At 54.9% G+C, this 12,096-nt stretch carries 22 protein-coding genes; all 22 read left to right on the top strand.

Annotated elements, in window-relative coordinates; all coding sequences use genetic code 11:
* Positions 1-7 precede the first annotated feature (7 nt).
* The 22 genes from rpsC (at position 8) to AB4O45_RS10045 (ending at position 11,957) form a co-directional block, all read left to right on the top strand.
* Entirely contained in the window at positions 8-694 is a 687-nt protein-coding gene (rpsC, locus tag AB4O45_RS10150) for a 30S ribosomal protein S3 (protein ID WP_003176422.1), read from the top strand.
* A 12-nt stretch (positions 695-706) separates the two neighbouring features.
* A complete protein-coding gene (rplP, locus tag AB4O45_RS10145; RefSeq protein WP_003228729.1) occupies positions 707-1,120 on the top strand; it encodes a 50S ribosomal protein L16 in 414 nt (137 codons plus the stop codon).
* Positions 1,120-1,311 (top strand): 50S ribosomal protein L29, encoded by a 192-nt coding sequence (gene rpmC / locus AB4O45_RS10140; protein ID WP_002555481.1) that lies wholly within the window; start codon positions 1,120-1,122, stop codon positions 1,309-1,311. The genes rplP and rpmC overlap by 1 nt, the downstream gene beginning before the upstream one ends.
* Before the next feature lie 2 nt (positions 1,312-1,313).
* Positions 1,314-1,580 carry a 30S ribosomal protein S17 gene (gene rpsQ, locus AB4O45_RS10135; RefSeq protein WP_003194644.1) on the top strand — a complete coding sequence of 89 codons (267 nt, stop codon included), beginning with the start codon at positions 1,314-1,316 and terminating at the stop codon, positions 1,578-1,580.
* Between the two features lie 23 nt (positions 1,581-1,603).
* The gene (gene rplN / locus AB4O45_RS10130) at positions 1,604-1,972 is read left to right on the top strand and encodes a 50S ribosomal protein L14 (protein WP_002555479.1); all 369 of its coding nucleotides are present in this window, start codon (positions 1,604-1,606) and stop codon (positions 1,970-1,972) included.
* 11 nt (positions 1,973-1,983) lie between these two features.
* Complete coding sequence (gene rplX, locus AB4O45_RS10125; RefSeq protein WP_003186046.1) at positions 1,984-2,298, top strand: 50S ribosomal protein L24; 315 nt, start codon at positions 1,984-1,986, stop codon at positions 2,296-2,298.
* Between the two features lie 20 nt (positions 2,299-2,318).
* Positions 2,319-2,858 (top strand): 50S ribosomal protein L5, encoded by a 540-nt coding sequence (gene rplE / locus AB4O45_RS10120; RefSeq protein ID WP_003210069.1) that lies wholly within the window; start codon positions 2,319-2,321, stop codon positions 2,856-2,858.
* Between the two features lie 13 nt (positions 2,859-2,871).
* Positions 2,872-3,177, top strand: a complete 306-nt coding sequence (gene rpsN / locus AB4O45_RS10115; RefSeq protein WP_003186042.1) for a 30S ribosomal protein S14 — start codon at positions 2,872-2,874, stop codon at positions 3,175-3,177.
* Positions 3,178-3,385: 208 nt separating this feature from the next.
* Entirely contained in the window at positions 3,386-3,778 is a 393-nt protein-coding gene (rpsH, locus tag AB4O45_RS10110) for a 30S ribosomal protein S8 (RefSeq protein ID WP_016772944.1), read from the top strand.
* Between the two features lie 12 nt (positions 3,779-3,790).
* On the top strand, positions 3,791-4,324 hold the full coding sequence (gene rplF, locus AB4O45_RS10105; RefSeq protein WP_003228722.1) for a 50S ribosomal protein L6: 534 nt from the start codon (positions 3,791-3,793) through the stop codon (positions 4,322-4,324).
* A gap of 10 nt (positions 4,325-4,334) precedes the next feature.
* Positions 4,335-4,685 (top strand): 50S ribosomal protein L18, encoded by a 351-nt coding sequence (gene rplR / locus AB4O45_RS10100; RefSeq protein WP_003186037.1) that lies wholly within the window; start codon positions 4,335-4,337, stop codon positions 4,683-4,685.
* A 3-nt stretch (positions 4,686-4,688) separates the two neighbouring features.
* On the top strand, positions 4,689-5,189 hold the full coding sequence (rpsE, locus tag AB4O45_RS10095; RefSeq protein ID WP_007955637.1) for a 30S ribosomal protein S5: 501 nt from the start codon (positions 4,689-4,691) through the stop codon (positions 5,187-5,189).
* Positions 5,190-5,191: 2 nt separating this feature from the next.
* Positions 5,192-5,368: a 50S ribosomal protein L30 gene (gene rpmD, locus AB4O45_RS10090; protein WP_003176408.1), complete on the top strand. Its 177-nt coding sequence runs from the start codon at positions 5,192-5,194 to the stop codon at positions 5,366-5,368.
* A 3-nt stretch (positions 5,369-5,371) separates the two neighbouring features.
* The gene (gene rplO / locus AB4O45_RS10085; protein ID WP_003228720.1) at positions 5,372-5,809 is read left to right on the top strand and encodes a 50S ribosomal protein L15; all 438 of its coding nucleotides are present in this window, start codon (positions 5,372-5,374) and stop codon (positions 5,807-5,809) included.
* Positions 5,810-7,138, top strand: a complete 1,329-nt coding sequence (gene secY, locus AB4O45_RS10080) for a preprotein translocase subunit SecY (protein ID WP_016772945.1) — start codon at positions 5,810-5,812, stop codon at positions 7,136-7,138.
* 27 nt (positions 7,139-7,165) lie between these two features.
* Positions 7,166-7,282 carry a 50S ribosomal protein L36 gene (gene rpmJ / locus AB4O45_RS10075; RefSeq protein ID WP_002555468.1) on the top strand — a complete coding sequence of 39 codons (117 nt, stop codon included), beginning with the start codon at positions 7,166-7,168 and terminating at the stop codon, positions 7,280-7,282.
* Between the two features lie 130 nt (positions 7,283-7,412).
* The gene (gene rpsM / locus AB4O45_RS10070) at positions 7,413-7,769 is read left to right on the top strand and encodes a 30S ribosomal protein S13 (protein ID WP_003186020.1); all 357 of its coding nucleotides are present in this window, start codon (positions 7,413-7,415) and stop codon (positions 7,767-7,769) included.
* A 30-nt stretch (positions 7,770-7,799) separates the two neighbouring features.
* Positions 7,800-8,189, top strand: a complete 390-nt coding sequence (gene rpsK, locus AB4O45_RS10065) for a 30S ribosomal protein S11 (RefSeq protein ID WP_002555466.1) — start codon at positions 7,800-7,802, stop codon at positions 8,187-8,189.
* Positions 8,190-8,207: 18 nt separating this feature from the next.
* The gene (gene rpsD, locus AB4O45_RS10060; RefSeq protein WP_003176404.1) at positions 8,208-8,828 is read left to right on the top strand and encodes a 30S ribosomal protein S4; all 621 of its coding nucleotides are present in this window, start codon (positions 8,208-8,210) and stop codon (positions 8,826-8,828) included.
* A gap of 22 nt (positions 8,829-8,850) precedes the next feature.
* The gene (locus AB4O45_RS10055) at positions 8,851-9,852 is read left to right on the top strand and encodes a DNA-directed RNA polymerase subunit alpha (RefSeq protein WP_016772946.1); all 1,002 of its coding nucleotides are present in this window, start codon (positions 8,851-8,853) and stop codon (positions 9,850-9,852) included.
* 42 nt (positions 9,853-9,894) lie between these two features.
* Positions 9,895-10,281 carry a 50S ribosomal protein L17 gene (gene rplQ / locus AB4O45_RS10050; RefSeq protein WP_003176402.1) on the top strand — a complete coding sequence of 129 codons (387 nt, stop codon included), beginning with the start codon at positions 9,895-9,897 and terminating at the stop codon, positions 10,279-10,281.
* Positions 10,282-10,520: 239 nt separating this feature from the next.
* A complete protein-coding gene (locus tag AB4O45_RS10045) occupies positions 10,521-11,957 on the top strand; it encodes a catalase (RefSeq protein ID WP_315435969.1) in 1,437 nt (478 codons plus the stop codon).
* The last annotated feature ends 139 nt before the right edge of the window (positions 11,958-12,096 follow it).

The following is a 12,096-nucleotide window of genomic DNA, read 5'->3' as shown; positions in this document are numbered from 1 at the left end:
CGAAGAGATGGGTCAGAAAGTACATCCCATTGGCATTCGCCTGGGAATCGTCAAGGAGCACACCTCCGTCTGGTACGCAGACGGTCGGACTTATGCGGACTACTTGTTCGCAGATCTGAAAGTGCGTGAGTATCTCCAAGACAAACTAAAAAGCGCGTCCGTAAGCCGTATCGATATCCATCGTCCGGCCCAAACTGCACGCATCACCATCCACACCGCTCGTCCAGGTATCGTTATCGGGAAGAAAGGTGAAGATGTTGAGAAACTGCGTCAGGACCTGACCAAGCAAATGGGTGTGCCTGTGCACATCAATATCGAAGAGATCCGCAAGCCGGAGCTCGACGGTATGCTGGTTGCGCAGAGCGTAGCTCAGCAGCTGGAGCGTCGTGTAATGTTCCGTCGCGCTATGAAGCGCGCTGTACAGAACGCCATGCGCATTGGTGCCAAAGGCATCAAAATCCAAGTGAGCGGTCGTCTCGGCGGTGCTGAAATCGCACGTACTGAATGGTATCGCGAAGGTCGTGTGCCACTGCACACCCTGCGTGCCGACATCGACTATGCCAACTACGAAGCTCACACCACTTACGGTGTGATCGGTGTAAAGGTTTGGATCTTCAAAGGCGAAGTTATTGGTGGTCGCCAAGAAGAACTGAAACCACAAGCACCAGCGCCTCGTAAAAAAGCTGCTAAGTAAGGGGTACGCCAAATGTTGCAACCAAAGCGTACGAAGTTCCGCAAGCAGATGACCGGCCACAACCGTGGTCTGGCACTGCGCGGTAGCAAAGTCAGCTTCGGCGAGTTCGCGCTGAAGTCTGTTGCTCGTGGTCGTCTCACCGCTCGTCAGATCGAGTCAGCGCGTCGTGCTCTGACCCGTCACGTAAAACGTGGCGGCAAGATCTGGATCCGTGTATTCCCGGACAAGCCGATTTCCAAGAAGCCTCTCGAGGTTCGTATGGGTAAAGGTAAGGGTAACGTGGAGTACTGGGTTGCCCAGATTCAGCCAGGCAAAGTCCTGTATGAAATCGAGGGTGTTTCTGAAGAGCTGGCGCGTGAGGCTTTCGCCCTGGCTGCTGCAAAGCTGCCGCTCGCCACCTCCTTTGTTAAACGGACGGTGATGTGATGAAAGCGAATGAACTTCGTGAAAAATCCGCACAGCAGCTGAACGAGCAACTGCTCGGCTTGCTGCGCGACCAGTTCAATCTGCGCATGCAGAAAGCAACTGGCCAGTTGGGGCAGTCTCATCTGCTCTCGCAAGTTAAGCGTGACATCGCTCGCGTGAAGACTGTGCTCAACCAGCAGGCAGGTAAGTGATCATGGCTGAAGCCGAAAAAACTGTCCGTACGCTGACTGGCCGTGTTGTCAGCGACAAGATGGACAAAACCATCACCGTTCTGATCGAGCGTCGCGTAAAGCACCCGATCTACGGTAAATACGTTAAGCGTTCGACTAAGCTGCACGCGCACGACGAAACCAATCAGTGCCACATCGGCGACAAAGTCACTATTCGTGAAACTCGTCCGATGGCCAAGACCAAGTCTTGGGCGCTGGTTGATGTTCTCGAACGCGCTGTGGAAGTCTAAGGGCTAGGGGTCGGAGAAATTATATGATTCAGACTCAATCCATGCTCGATGTGGCCGATAACAGCGGCGCTCGCCGTGTTATGTGCATCAAGGTGCTGGGTGGCTCCCATCGTCGTTACGCTGGTATCGGTGACATCATCAAAGTTACCGTGAAGGAAGCAATTCCTCGCGGTAAAGTGAAAAAAGGCCAAGTGATGACTGCTGTTGTAGTCCGCACTCGTCACGGCGTACGTCGTGCTGATGGCTCCATTATCCGCTTTGATGGCAACGCTGCTGTTCTTCTGAACAACAAGCAAGAGCCGATCGGCACCCGTATCTTTGGGCCAGTGACCCGTGAACTTCGTACTGAGAAGTTCATGAAGATCGTCTCGCTCGCCCCAGAAGTGCTGTAAGGAGATCCGACATGCAAAAGATTCGTCGTGACGACGAGATCATCGTGATCGCCGGCAAAGACAAAGGTAAGCGCGGTAAGGTGCTGAAGGTTCTTGCTGACAACCGTCTGGTTGTTGGTGGTCTGAACCTGGTCAAGCGTCATACCAAGCCTAACCCGATGTCGGGCGTACAGGGCGGTATCGTCGAGAAAGAAGCGCCACTGCACGCTTCCAACGTCGCCATCTTCAACGGCGAAACCAACAAGGCTGACCGCGTTGGTTTCAAAGTAGAAGACGGTAAGAAAATTCGTGTCTTCAAGTCGACCCAAAAAGCGGTTGATGCTTGAACACTGCTAGGTAGAAGACCATGGCACGACTAAAAGAGATTTACCGGAAGGAAATCGCTCCGAAACTTAAGGAAGAACTTAAGCTTTCGAACGTGATGGAAGTTCCGCGCGTTACCAAAATCACCCTGAACATGGGTCTGGGCGAAGCGATCGGCGACAAAAAAGTCATCGAGCACGCTGTTGCTGACCTGGAAAAGATCACCGGCCAGAAAGTCGTTGTGACCTACGCTCGTAAATCCATCGCTGGCTTTAAAGTCCGCGAAGGATGGCCGATCGGCGTCAAAGTGACCCTGCGCCGTGAGCGTATGTACGAGTTCCTGGATCGTCTGCTGTCGATCTCCCTGCCTCGGGTTCGCGACTTCCGCGGCCTGAATGCCAAGTCCTTCGATGGTCGCGGCAACTACAGCATGGGCGTGAAAGAGCAGATCATCTTCCCGGAAATCGACTACGACAAGATCGATGCTCTCCGCGGTCTGGACATTACCCTGACCACCACTGCCAAGAACGATGATGAAGGCCGCGCTCTGCTGCGTGCTTTCAAATTCCCGTTCCGCAACTGATTGGAGTAGGAAAATGGCCAAGAAGAGCATGAAGAACCGTGAGCTGAAGCGTCAGCTCACCGTTGCCAAGTACGCCACCAAGCGTGCAGCGCTGAAAGCTATCATCGTCGATCTGAACGCAAGTCCAGAAGCGCGTTGGGAAGCTACCGTAGCTCTGCAGAAGCAACCACGTGACGCAAGCGCTTCGCGCATGCGTAACCGTTGCCGCCTGACTGGTCGTCCGCACGGCGTGTACCGCAAGTTCGGCCTCGGCCGTAACATGCTGCGTCAAGCTGCAATGCGTGGTGACGTACCAGGTCTGGTTAAAGCCAGCTGGTAACAGTTGTCAAAGTCTCGATGTTCGGGTTCGCAAGAACCTGACCATCGGTGGCCTTGAATCTGAATCAAGCCCCTTTTGGGGCTTGATTCATTTCTGGGGTGTGTCTAGAATGACCGGCTCGCCTGAGCCCGTGTTTTTCTGCCCGGAAGTTCTCGGCGACAAGTAGTAGCCGCAAGGCTAATTTTTTTGTATTAGGAGCGTCTAGCCCATGAGTATGCAGGACCCGTTAGCGGACATGCTAACTCGAATCCGTAATGCCCAGATGGCTGAAAAGTCTGTCGTAAGCATGCCGTCTTCCACGTTGAAGGCTGCTGTAGCAAAAGTCCTGAAGGACGAAGGTTACATCGCGGATTTTCAGATCACCACCGACGCCAAGCCGTCGCTGTCCATCTCGCTGAAGTACTTCGAAGGCCGTCCGGTTATCGAAGAAGTGAAGCGCGTTAGTCGTCCAGGCCTGCGTCAGTACAAGTCCGTTGAAGATCTGCCGAAAGTTCGTGGCGGTCTTGGCGTGTCTATCGTCTCCACCAACAAAGGTGTGATGACTGATCGTGCTGCGCGCGCTGCCGGTGTCGGCGGCGAAGTTCTTTGCACTGTGTTCTAAGGGGGGATAAGCATGTCTCGCGTCGCTAAGAACCCCGTTAAGCTGCCAGCCGGTGTCGAAGTCAAATTCGCAGGCCAACAGCTTTCGGTGAAGGGTGCCAAGGGCACTCTTGAACTGAACATCCATTCGTCCGTTGAGATCGTTGAAGAAGCTGGTGAGCTGCGTTTCGCTGCTCGCAATGGCGATCAACAAACTCGCGCAATGGCCGGTACCACGCGTGCGTTGGTAAACAACATGGTCCAGGGCGTAAGCCAAGGCTTCGAGCGCAAGCTCCAGCTGGTCGGTGTTGGTTACAAAGCGCAAGCAAAAGGTCAGGTTCTGAACCTGGCTCTTGGCTTCTCGCACCCAGTGGATTACGAACTGCCGGAAGGCATCACCGCTGAGACTCCTAGCCAGACCGATATCCTGATCAAGGGCATCGACAAGCAGCTGGTAGGTCAAGTGGCCGCCGAGATCCGCGACTTCCGTCCACCAGAGCCGTACAAAGGCAAAGGTGTGCGCTACGCGGACGAAGTCGTCCGTCGTAAAGAAGCCAAGAAGAAGTAGGGCATAGCAAATGACCGACAAAAAAGTTACTCGACTGCGTCGCGCTCGCAAAGCACGCCTGAAAATGCACGAACTCGAAGTCGTGCGTCTCTGCGTGTTCCGCTCGTCGCAGCACATCTACGCCCAGGTCATCTCGGCCGACGGCAACAAAGTCCTGGCAAGTGCCTCGACTTTGGATAAAGAACTGCGTGATGGTGCCACTGGCAACATCGACGCGGCCACAAAGGTTGGCCAGCTGGTCGCTACGCGTGCTAAGGCCGCTGGCGTATCGCAAGTGGCTTTCGACCGCTCTGGCTTCAAGTACCATGGCCGCGTTAAAGCGCTGGCTGATGCTGCTCGTGAAGCTGGGCTGGAGTTCTAAGTTATGTCAAATAACGACCAAAAGCGCGACGAAGGCTACATCGAGAAGCTGGTTCAAGTTAACCGCGTAGCCAAAACCGTTAAAGGCGGCCGTATCTTCACTTTCACCGCGTTGACCGTGGTTGGTGATGGTAAAGGGCGTGTTGGCTTCGGCCGTGGCAAGTCGCGTGAAGTGCCTGCTGCGATCCAGAAGGCAATGGAAGCTGCTCGCCGCAACATGATTCAAGTTGACCTGAACGGCACCACTCTGCAGTACGCAATGAAGTCCGCTCACGGCGCTTCGAAGGTGTACATGCAGCCTGCTTCTGAAGGTACCGGTATCATCGCTGGCGGCGCTATGCGTGCTGTCCTCGAAGTTGCTGGCGTTCAGAACGTTCTGGCCAAGTGCTACGGCTCGACTAACCCGGTAAACGTGGTTCACGCCACTTTCAAGGGTCTGAAGGCTATGCAGTCTCCTGAGTCCATCGCTGCCAAACGTGGCCTGCGTGTTGAGGAGATCAAGTAATCATGGCTACCGTTAAAGTTACGCTGATCAAAAGCATGACCGGCCGCATCCCTAACCACAAACTGTGCGTTAAGGGTCTGGGTCTGCGTCGCATCGGTCACACTGTAGAAGTCCAGGATACTCCCGAGAATCGCGGGATGATCAACAAGGCTTACTACATGCTGCGTGTCGAGGGTTAATCGATGAAACTCAATGATCTGAGTCCAGCGCCGGGTTCCCGTCGCGAAAAGCATCGTCCGGGCCGTGGTATCGGTAGTGGTTTGGGCAAGACTGGTGGCCGTGGTCACAAAGGTCAGACCTCCCGCTCCGGTGGCACCATCGCTCCAGGCTTTGAAGGCGGTCAACAGCCGCTGCATCGTCGTCTGCCTAAGTTCGGTTTCGTTTCCCTGAAAGCCATGGATCGCGCAGAAGTGCGTTTGTCCGAGCTGGCTAAAGTGGAAGGCGACATCGTTACTGTGCAGTCCCTGAAAGATGCCAACGTGATCAACGTCAACGTACAGCGTGTGAAAATCATGCTGTCCGGTGAAGTGACTCGCGCTGTCACTATCGGCAAGGGAATCGGCGCCACCAAAGGTGCGCGTGCGGCTATCGAAGCAGCTGGCGGCAAGTTCGAGGAATAAATGGCTAAGCAAGGTGCTCTCTCTGCGCTCGGCAAAGGCGGTATGTCTGAACTCTGGGCTCGTCTGCGTTTTCTGTTCCTGGCGATTATCGTCTACCGAATAGGCGCACACATCCCGGTTCCAGGTATCAACCCGGACCGACTCGCAGACCTGTTTCGACAGAATGAGGGGACCATTCTTAGCTTGTTCAACATGTTCTCCGGCGGCGCGCTGGAACGGATGAGCATCTTTGCACTGGGGATCATGCCGTACATTTCGGCATCGATCATCATGCAATTGATGACCGCCGTCAGCCCGCAGCTGGAGCAGTTGAAGAAGGAAGGTGAAGCTGGCCGTCGCAAGATTAGCCAGTACACCCGCTACCTCACCGTCGCTCTCGCTCTGGTCCAGGCTATTGGCATGTCCATTGGTCTGGCGGGGCAGGGCGTCGCGTTCACTGGTGACTTTGGCTTCCATTTCGTCGCGGTAACCACATTTGTGGCTGGTGCGATGTTCATGATGTGGCTGGGTGAGCAGATTACTGAGCGTGGTGTTGGCAACGGTATCTCGATGTTGATTTTTTCGGGTATCGTCGCCGGTCTTCCGAGAGCAATCGGGCAGTCTTTCGAGTCTGCGCGTCAGGGTGATATCAACATCTTCGCCCTGGTTGCCATCGGTTTGCTGGCAGTAGCGATTATCGGTTTCGTGGTGTTCATTGAGCGTGGTCAGCGTCGTATCGCTGTTCATTACGCCAAGCGTCAGCAGGGCCGCAAGGTTTTTGCTGCGCAGACAAGCCACTTGCCGCTGAAGGTGAACATGGCCGGTGTTATTCCGGCTATTTTCGCGAGCAGCATTTTGCTGTTCCCGGCTTCGTTGGGTGCCTGGTTCGGTCAGTCTGAAGGTATGGGCTGGTTGCAGGACATCTCGCAGTCGATCGCTCCTGGTCAGCCGTTGAATATTCTGCTGTTTAGTGCAGGGATTATTTTCTTCTGCTTCTTCTATACGGCGTTGATGTTCAATCCGAAAGACGTAGCGGAAAACCTGAAGAAGTCCGGTGCCTTTATTCCGGGCATTCGTCCAGGTGAGCAGTCTGCGCGCTATATTGATGGCGTTCTGACCCGCTTGACCCTGTTCGGTGCTCTTTACATGACGGCCGTGTGCCTGTTGCCCCAATTCCTGGTGGTTGCAGCAAACGTTCCGTTCTACCTTGGCGGGACCTCGTTGCTGATCGTGGTCGTGGTTGTGATGGACTTCATGTCCCAAGTACAATCGCACCTCGTTTCGCACCAGTACGAATCCCTGATGAAGAAAGCCAACCTGAAGGGTTACGGCAGCGGCATGTTGCGCTGAGTACCCATAAGGTTCGAGGAGTTGGTGATGAAAGTTCGTGCATCGGTGAAAAAGCTGTGCCGTAACTGCAAGATTATTCGCCGCGAAGGTGTTGTTCGAGTAATTTGCAGCGCGGAACCGCGTCACAAACAGCGCCAAGGCTGAGTGTGATTGTGCTTCAAGCCCGGTAGCTAGTGCGCTACCGGGTTGATTATTTGTTATTACAGCGATATTATCTCGCGCCCTATTTCTTGGCTTCCGGGGCGTAGGTAGCTGTCAATTGGAGTCCCACTGAATGGCCCGTATTGCAGGCGTTAACATTCCAGATAACAAGCATACTGTTATCTCGCTGACCTACATCTATGGTGTTGGTCGCACTACTGCGCAGAAGATCTGTGCAGTGACTGGGGTAAACCCAGCAGCAAAGATCAAAGATCTGAGCGACGAGCAAATTGAACAGCTGCGTGGCGAAGTGGCGAAGTTCACCACTGAAGGTGACCTGCGTCGCGAAATCAACATGAAAATCAAGCGCTTGATGGACCTCGGTTGCTATCGCGGTCTGCGTCATCGTCGTGGTCTGCCAGTACGCGGTCAGCGTACCAAGACCAACGCGCGTACCCGTAAAGGTCCGCGTAAGCCGATCCGCAAGTAATCGCCCCAGCGAATCGACAGGAATTTAATCATGGCAAAACCTGCTGCTCGTCCTCGTAAAAAAGTTAAAAAGACAGTGGTTGATGGCATCGCCCACATCCATGCATCTTTTAACAACACCATCGTGACCATTACCGACCGTCAAGGTAACGCTCTTTCCTGGGCTACCTCCGGTGGTTCGGGTTTCCGCGGTTCCCGCAAGTCCACCCCGTTCGCTGCTCAAGTAGCTGCTGAACGTGCTGGTCAAGCTGCGCTGGAATACGGCCTGAAAAACCTCGACGTCAACGTCAAGGGTCCAGGTCCAGGTCGTGAATCCGCAGTCCGCGCTTTGAACGGCTGTGGCTACAAGATCGCCAGCATCACCGACGTGACGCCAATCCCGCACAACGGGTGCCGTCCGCCGAAGAAGCGCCGCGTGTAATCCAGGAGATTGTAAAGAATGGCTCGTTACATTGGTCCAAAATGCAAACTCGCTCGTCGCGAAGGCACCGATCTCTTCCTGAAGAGCGGCGTGCGCGCGATCGAATCGAAGTGCAACATTGAAGCAGCACCTGGTATCCACGGCCAGCGCCGCGGTCGCCAGTCCGACTACGGCACCCAACTGCGTGAGAAGCAGAAGGTCCGTCGTATCTACGGCGTTCTCGAGCGTCAGTTCAGCGGCTACTACAAAGAAGCTGCTGGCAAGAAAGGTGCAACCGGTGAAAACCTGCTGCAACTGCTCGAATGCCGTCTGGACAACGTTGTATACCGTATGGGCTTTGGTTCGACTCGTGCCGAATCCCGTCAACTGGTATCGCACAAGTCGATCAGCGTTAACGGTCAGACCGTAAACGTTCCGTCGTATCAGGTTCGTGCTGGTGACGTGGTTGCAGTTCGCGAGAAAGCAAAAAACCAGCTTCGCATTGTCCAAGCTCTCGATCTGTGTGCCCAACGTGGCCGCGTAGAATGGGTAGAAGTAGACACTGAGAAGAAGTCGGGCGTTTTCAAGAACGTTCCTGCTCGCAGTGATCTGTCCGCCGACATCAACGAAAGCCTGATTGTCGAGCTCTACTCCAAGTAAGGGCTAGAAAATAGGTGCATCCATGCAGATTTCGGTAAATGAGTTCCTGACACCCCGCCACATTGATGTGCAGGTTGTCAGTCCAACCCGCGCCAAGATCACTCTCGAGCCTCTCGAGCGTGGTTTTGGCCACACCCTGGGCAACGCGCTGCGCCGCATCCTGTTGTCCTCAATGCCCGGCTGCGCAGTAGTCGAGGCCGAGATTGACGGTGTGCTCCACGAGTACAGCGCCATCGAAGGTGTACAGGAAGACGTAATTGAAATCCTGTTGAACCTTAAAGGTCTGGCCATCAAGCTGCACGGTCGTGACGAAGTTACGCTGACCTTGTCGAAGAAGGGTTCGGGGGTGGTTACCGCTGCCGATATTCAGCTGGATCATGATGTCGAGATCGTTAATCCCGATCACGTAATCGCTAACCTGGCGTCTAACGGCGCCCTGAACATGAAGCTCACCGTAGCTCGTGGTCGTGGTTATGAACCAGCCGACTCGCGTCAGAGCGATGAAGACGAAAGCCGCAGCATCGGTCGCTTGCAGCTCGACTCTTCGTTCAGCCCGGTTCGCCGTATCGCTTACGTGGTGGAAAACGCCCGTGTCGAGCAGCGTACCAACCTGGACAAGCTGGTTATTGATCTGGAAACCAACGGTACCCTGGATCCTGAAGAGGCTATCCGTCGCGCTGCAACCATCCTGCAACAGCAGCTGGCTGCGTTCGTCGACCTCAAAGGTGAAAGTGAGCCGCTGGTTGTCGAGCAGGAAGACGAGATCGATCCGATCCTGCTTCGCCCGGTTGACGATCTGGAACTGACTGTACGTTCGGCTAACTGCCTTAAGGCGGAAAACATCTACTACATCGGCGACCTGATTCAGCGTACCGAAGTAGAGCTGTTGAAGACTCCGAACCTGGGCAAGAAATCCTTGACTGAAATCAAGGACGTTCTGGCCTCCCGCGGTCTGTCCCTCGGCATGCGCCTCGACAACTGGCCGCCTGCAAGTCTTAAGAAGGACGACAAGGCGACTGCCTGATCGTCGTAATCACCGAACGTAGTGTTTGGTAAGGAATGAACCATGCGTCATCGTAAAAGTGGTCGTCACCTGAGCCGCACCAGCTCGCACCGCAAGGCCATGTTCCAAAACATGGCGGTGTCGCTGTTCGAGCACGAGCTGATCAAAACTACTCTGCCAAAAGCCAAAGAACTGCGCCGCGTTGCCGAGCCGCTGATCACTCTGGCCAAGACAGACAGCCTGGCTAACCGCCGTCTGGCTTTCGACCGTACTCGTTCGAAAGCTATCGTTGGTAAGCTCTTCAACGACCTGGGCAAGCGTTACGCTACCCGTGAGGGTGGCTACCTGCGCATCCTCAAGTGCGGTTTCCGCGCTGGCGACAACGCGCCTATGGCGTACGTCGAGTTGGTTGATCGTGCTACTGCTGGCGAAGCTGTATCCGCCGAGTAAGACGTCAGTCTGAAACGAAAAACCGGGCCTAGTGCCCGGTTTTTTGTGTCTGTAAGAAATGCGCCGTCCATACAAGTTTCTGACATGGTTGAACTGCCACTATGTGCCGGGAAAACATAATTAGTAATTATCTATCGATGCTTGCAGGTTAATGAATTTGTAGCTGTAACGTCGATGATCAATACTTCCCGCCAAGCCCATTAGCCGGCAGTTCAAGACTGACAGAGGAAGAAGACCGCATGAGCCAGACCAAGACGCTTACAACCGCCAGTGGCGCGCCAGTCGCTGATAACCAGAATTCCCGTTCCGCCGGCCCACGCGGTCCGCTGCTTCTCGACGATTTCCATCTCATCGAAAAACTCGCGCACTTCAACCGTGAAAACATTCCCGAGCGCCGTGTCCACGCTAAAGGTTCGGGCGCTTACGGTACGTTCACCGTCACCCGTGACATCACGGAATACACCAGTGCCAAGCTGTTTGAATCGGTAGGCAAGCAAACGCCAACCTTTCTGCGCTTTTCTACCGTAGGTGGCGAGCGTGGTTCGGCCGACACTGAGCGCGATCCGCGCGGCTTCGCCTTGAAGTTCTACACCGAGGAAGGCAACTGGGACATCGTTGGCAACAACACGCCAGTGTTCTTCATCCGTGATCCGCTGAAGTTTCCGGACTTTATCCACACGCAAAAGCGTCTGCCGCAAAGCAACTTGAAAAGCGCGCAGATGATGTGGGATTTCTGGTCGCATTCGCCTGAGGCGCTGCACCAGGTCACTATCCTGTTTTCTGATCGTGGCATCCCTGACGGCTATCGCCATATGCATGGCTTCGGCAGTCACACTTACAGCCTGATCAACGCCAAGGGCGAGCGTCACTGGGTGAAGTGGCACTACAAGACTCAGCAAGGCATCAAGAACCTGGCACCAGCCGAGGCCGCCCGTTTGGCCGGTACCGACCCGGACTATGCGCAACGTGACCTGTTCGAAGCGATCAAGCGTGGTGAATTCCCGAAATGGCGCGTGTGCATTCAGATCATGACCGAAGCCCAGGCGGCGGCTCATTACGAGAACCCATTCGACGTGACCAAGACCTGGTCGCAGAAGGAGTTTCCGTTGATCGAAGTTGGTGAGCTGGAATTGAACCGCAACCCGCTTAACTACTTCGCTGAAGTCGAGCAGGCTGCGTTTGGCCCGAGCAACATGGTGCCAGGCGTGGGTCTGTCGCCAGACCGCATGCTGCAAGGTCGCGTATTCGCCTACGCTGACGCGCACCGCTACCGTGTGGGCACCAACCACCAGCAATTGCCGGTGAACGCTCCGCGCAGCCCGGTGAATACTTATCAGCGTGACGGCTCTATGGCGTTCGGCAGCAATGGCGGCGCGGCGCCGAACTATGAACCGAACAGCTACGTTGAGTCGCCGAAGCAAGCGCCGCATTACGTGGAGCCAGCGCTGGCCTTGAGTGGTGCCGCTGATCGCTATGATCACCGCGAAGACACCGACTACTACAGCCATGCCGGTGCCTTGTTCCGCTTGATGAGCGAAGAGCAAAAAGCGCTGCTGGTCAGCAACATTGCCGGCGCAATGGCGGGTGTTTCCAGCGACGTCGTCGATCGCCAGTTGCAGCATTTCTACAAAGCCGATCCAGCGTATGGAGAAGCAATCGCAGAGCTGCTCAACTGACAGCTTAACGTAGTCTAAACGAGAAGCAGAACCGCCCTCATTTGGGCGGTTTTTGCGTTATTTGGCCCGCTTTTCTCAGAATATCTTCGCTTTTATTGCGCGAAGCGAGTGACCTTCCGGTCAGGTTGGTTCAAACTAC

The organism is Pseudomonas sp. S2_B10 (assembly GCF_054668425.1).
The sequence above is the reverse complement of the archived record's forward strand: the minus strand, read 5'-3'. Positions and strand labels throughout refer to the sequence as shown.

Bases quoted from the DNA above. Each gene is read 5' to 3' on its own strand.
- rpsH (WP_016772944.1), top strand. From the start codon at position 3,386: ATGAGTATGCAGGACCCGTTAGCGGACATGCTAACTCGAATCCGTAAT.
- rpmD (WP_003176408.1), top strand. From the start codon at position 5,192: ATGGCTACCGTTAAAGTTACGCTGATCAAAAGCATGACCGGCCGCATC.
- AB4O45_RS10055 (WP_016772946.1), top strand. From the start codon at position 8,851: ATGCAGATTTCGGTAAATGAGTTCCTGACACCCCGCCACATTGATGTG.
- rplF (WP_003228722.1), top strand. From the start codon at position 3,791: ATGTCTCGCGTCGCTAAGAACCCCGTTAAGCTGCCAGCCGGTGTCGAA.
- rplQ (WP_003176402.1), top strand. From the start codon at position 9,895: ATGCGTCATCGTAAAAGTGGTCGTCACCTGAGCCGCACCAGCTCGCAC.
- rplX (WP_003186046.1), top strand. From the start codon at position 1,984: ATGCAAAAGATTCGTCGTGACGACGAGATCATCGTGATCGCCGGCAAA.
- rpmJ (WP_002555468.1), top strand. From the start codon at position 7,166: ATGAAAGTTCGTGCATCGGTGAAAAAGCTGTGCCGTAACTGCAAGATT.
- rplP (WP_003228729.1), top strand. From the start codon at position 707: ATGTTGCAACCAAAGCGTACGAAGTTCCGCAAGCAGATGACCGGCCAC.
- rpsE (WP_007955637.1), top strand. From the start codon at position 4,689: ATGTCAAATAACGACCAAAAGCGCGACGAAGGCTACATCGAGAAGCTG.
- AB4O45_RS10045 (WP_315435969.1), top strand. From the start codon at position 10,521: ATGAGCCAGACCAAGACGCTTACAACCGCCAGTGGCGCGCCAGTCGCT.
- rplN (WP_002555479.1), top strand. From the start codon at position 1,604: ATGATTCAGACTCAATCCATGCTCGATGTGGCCGATAACAGCGGCGCT.
- rpsN (WP_003186042.1), top strand. From the start codon at position 2,872: ATGGCCAAGAAGAGCATGAAGAACCGTGAGCTGAAGCGTCAGCTCACC.
- rpmC (WP_002555481.1), top strand. From the start codon at position 1,120: ATGAAAGCGAATGAACTTCGTGAAAAATCCGCACAGCAGCTGAACGAG.
- rplE (WP_003210069.1), top strand. From the start codon at position 2,319: ATGGCACGACTAAAAGAGATTTACCGGAAGGAAATCGCTCCGAAACTT.
- rpsQ (WP_003194644.1), top strand. From the start codon at position 1,314: ATGGCTGAAGCCGAAAAAACTGTCCGTACGCTGACTGGCCGTGTTGTC.
- rpsC (WP_003176422.1), top strand. From the start codon at position 8: ATGGGTCAGAAAGTACATCCCATTGGCATTCGCCTGGGAATCGTCAAG.
- rpsD (WP_003176404.1), top strand. From the start codon at position 8,208: ATGGCTCGTTACATTGGTCCAAAATGCAAACTCGCTCGTCGCGAAGGC.
- rpsK (WP_002555466.1), top strand. From the start codon at position 7,800: ATGGCAAAACCTGCTGCTCGTCCTCGTAAAAAAGTTAAAAAGACAGTG.
- secY (WP_016772945.1), top strand. From the start codon at position 5,810: ATGGCTAAGCAAGGTGCTCTCTCTGCGCTCGGCAAAGGCGGTATGTCT.
- rplO (WP_003228720.1), top strand. From the start codon at position 5,372: ATGAAACTCAATGATCTGAGTCCAGCGCCGGGTTCCCGTCGCGAAAAG.
- rpsM (WP_003186020.1), top strand. From the start codon at position 7,413: ATGGCCCGTATTGCAGGCGTTAACATTCCAGATAACAAGCATACTGTT.
- rplR (WP_003186037.1), top strand. From the start codon at position 4,335: ATGACCGACAAAAAAGTTACTCGACTGCGTCGCGCTCGCAAAGCACGC.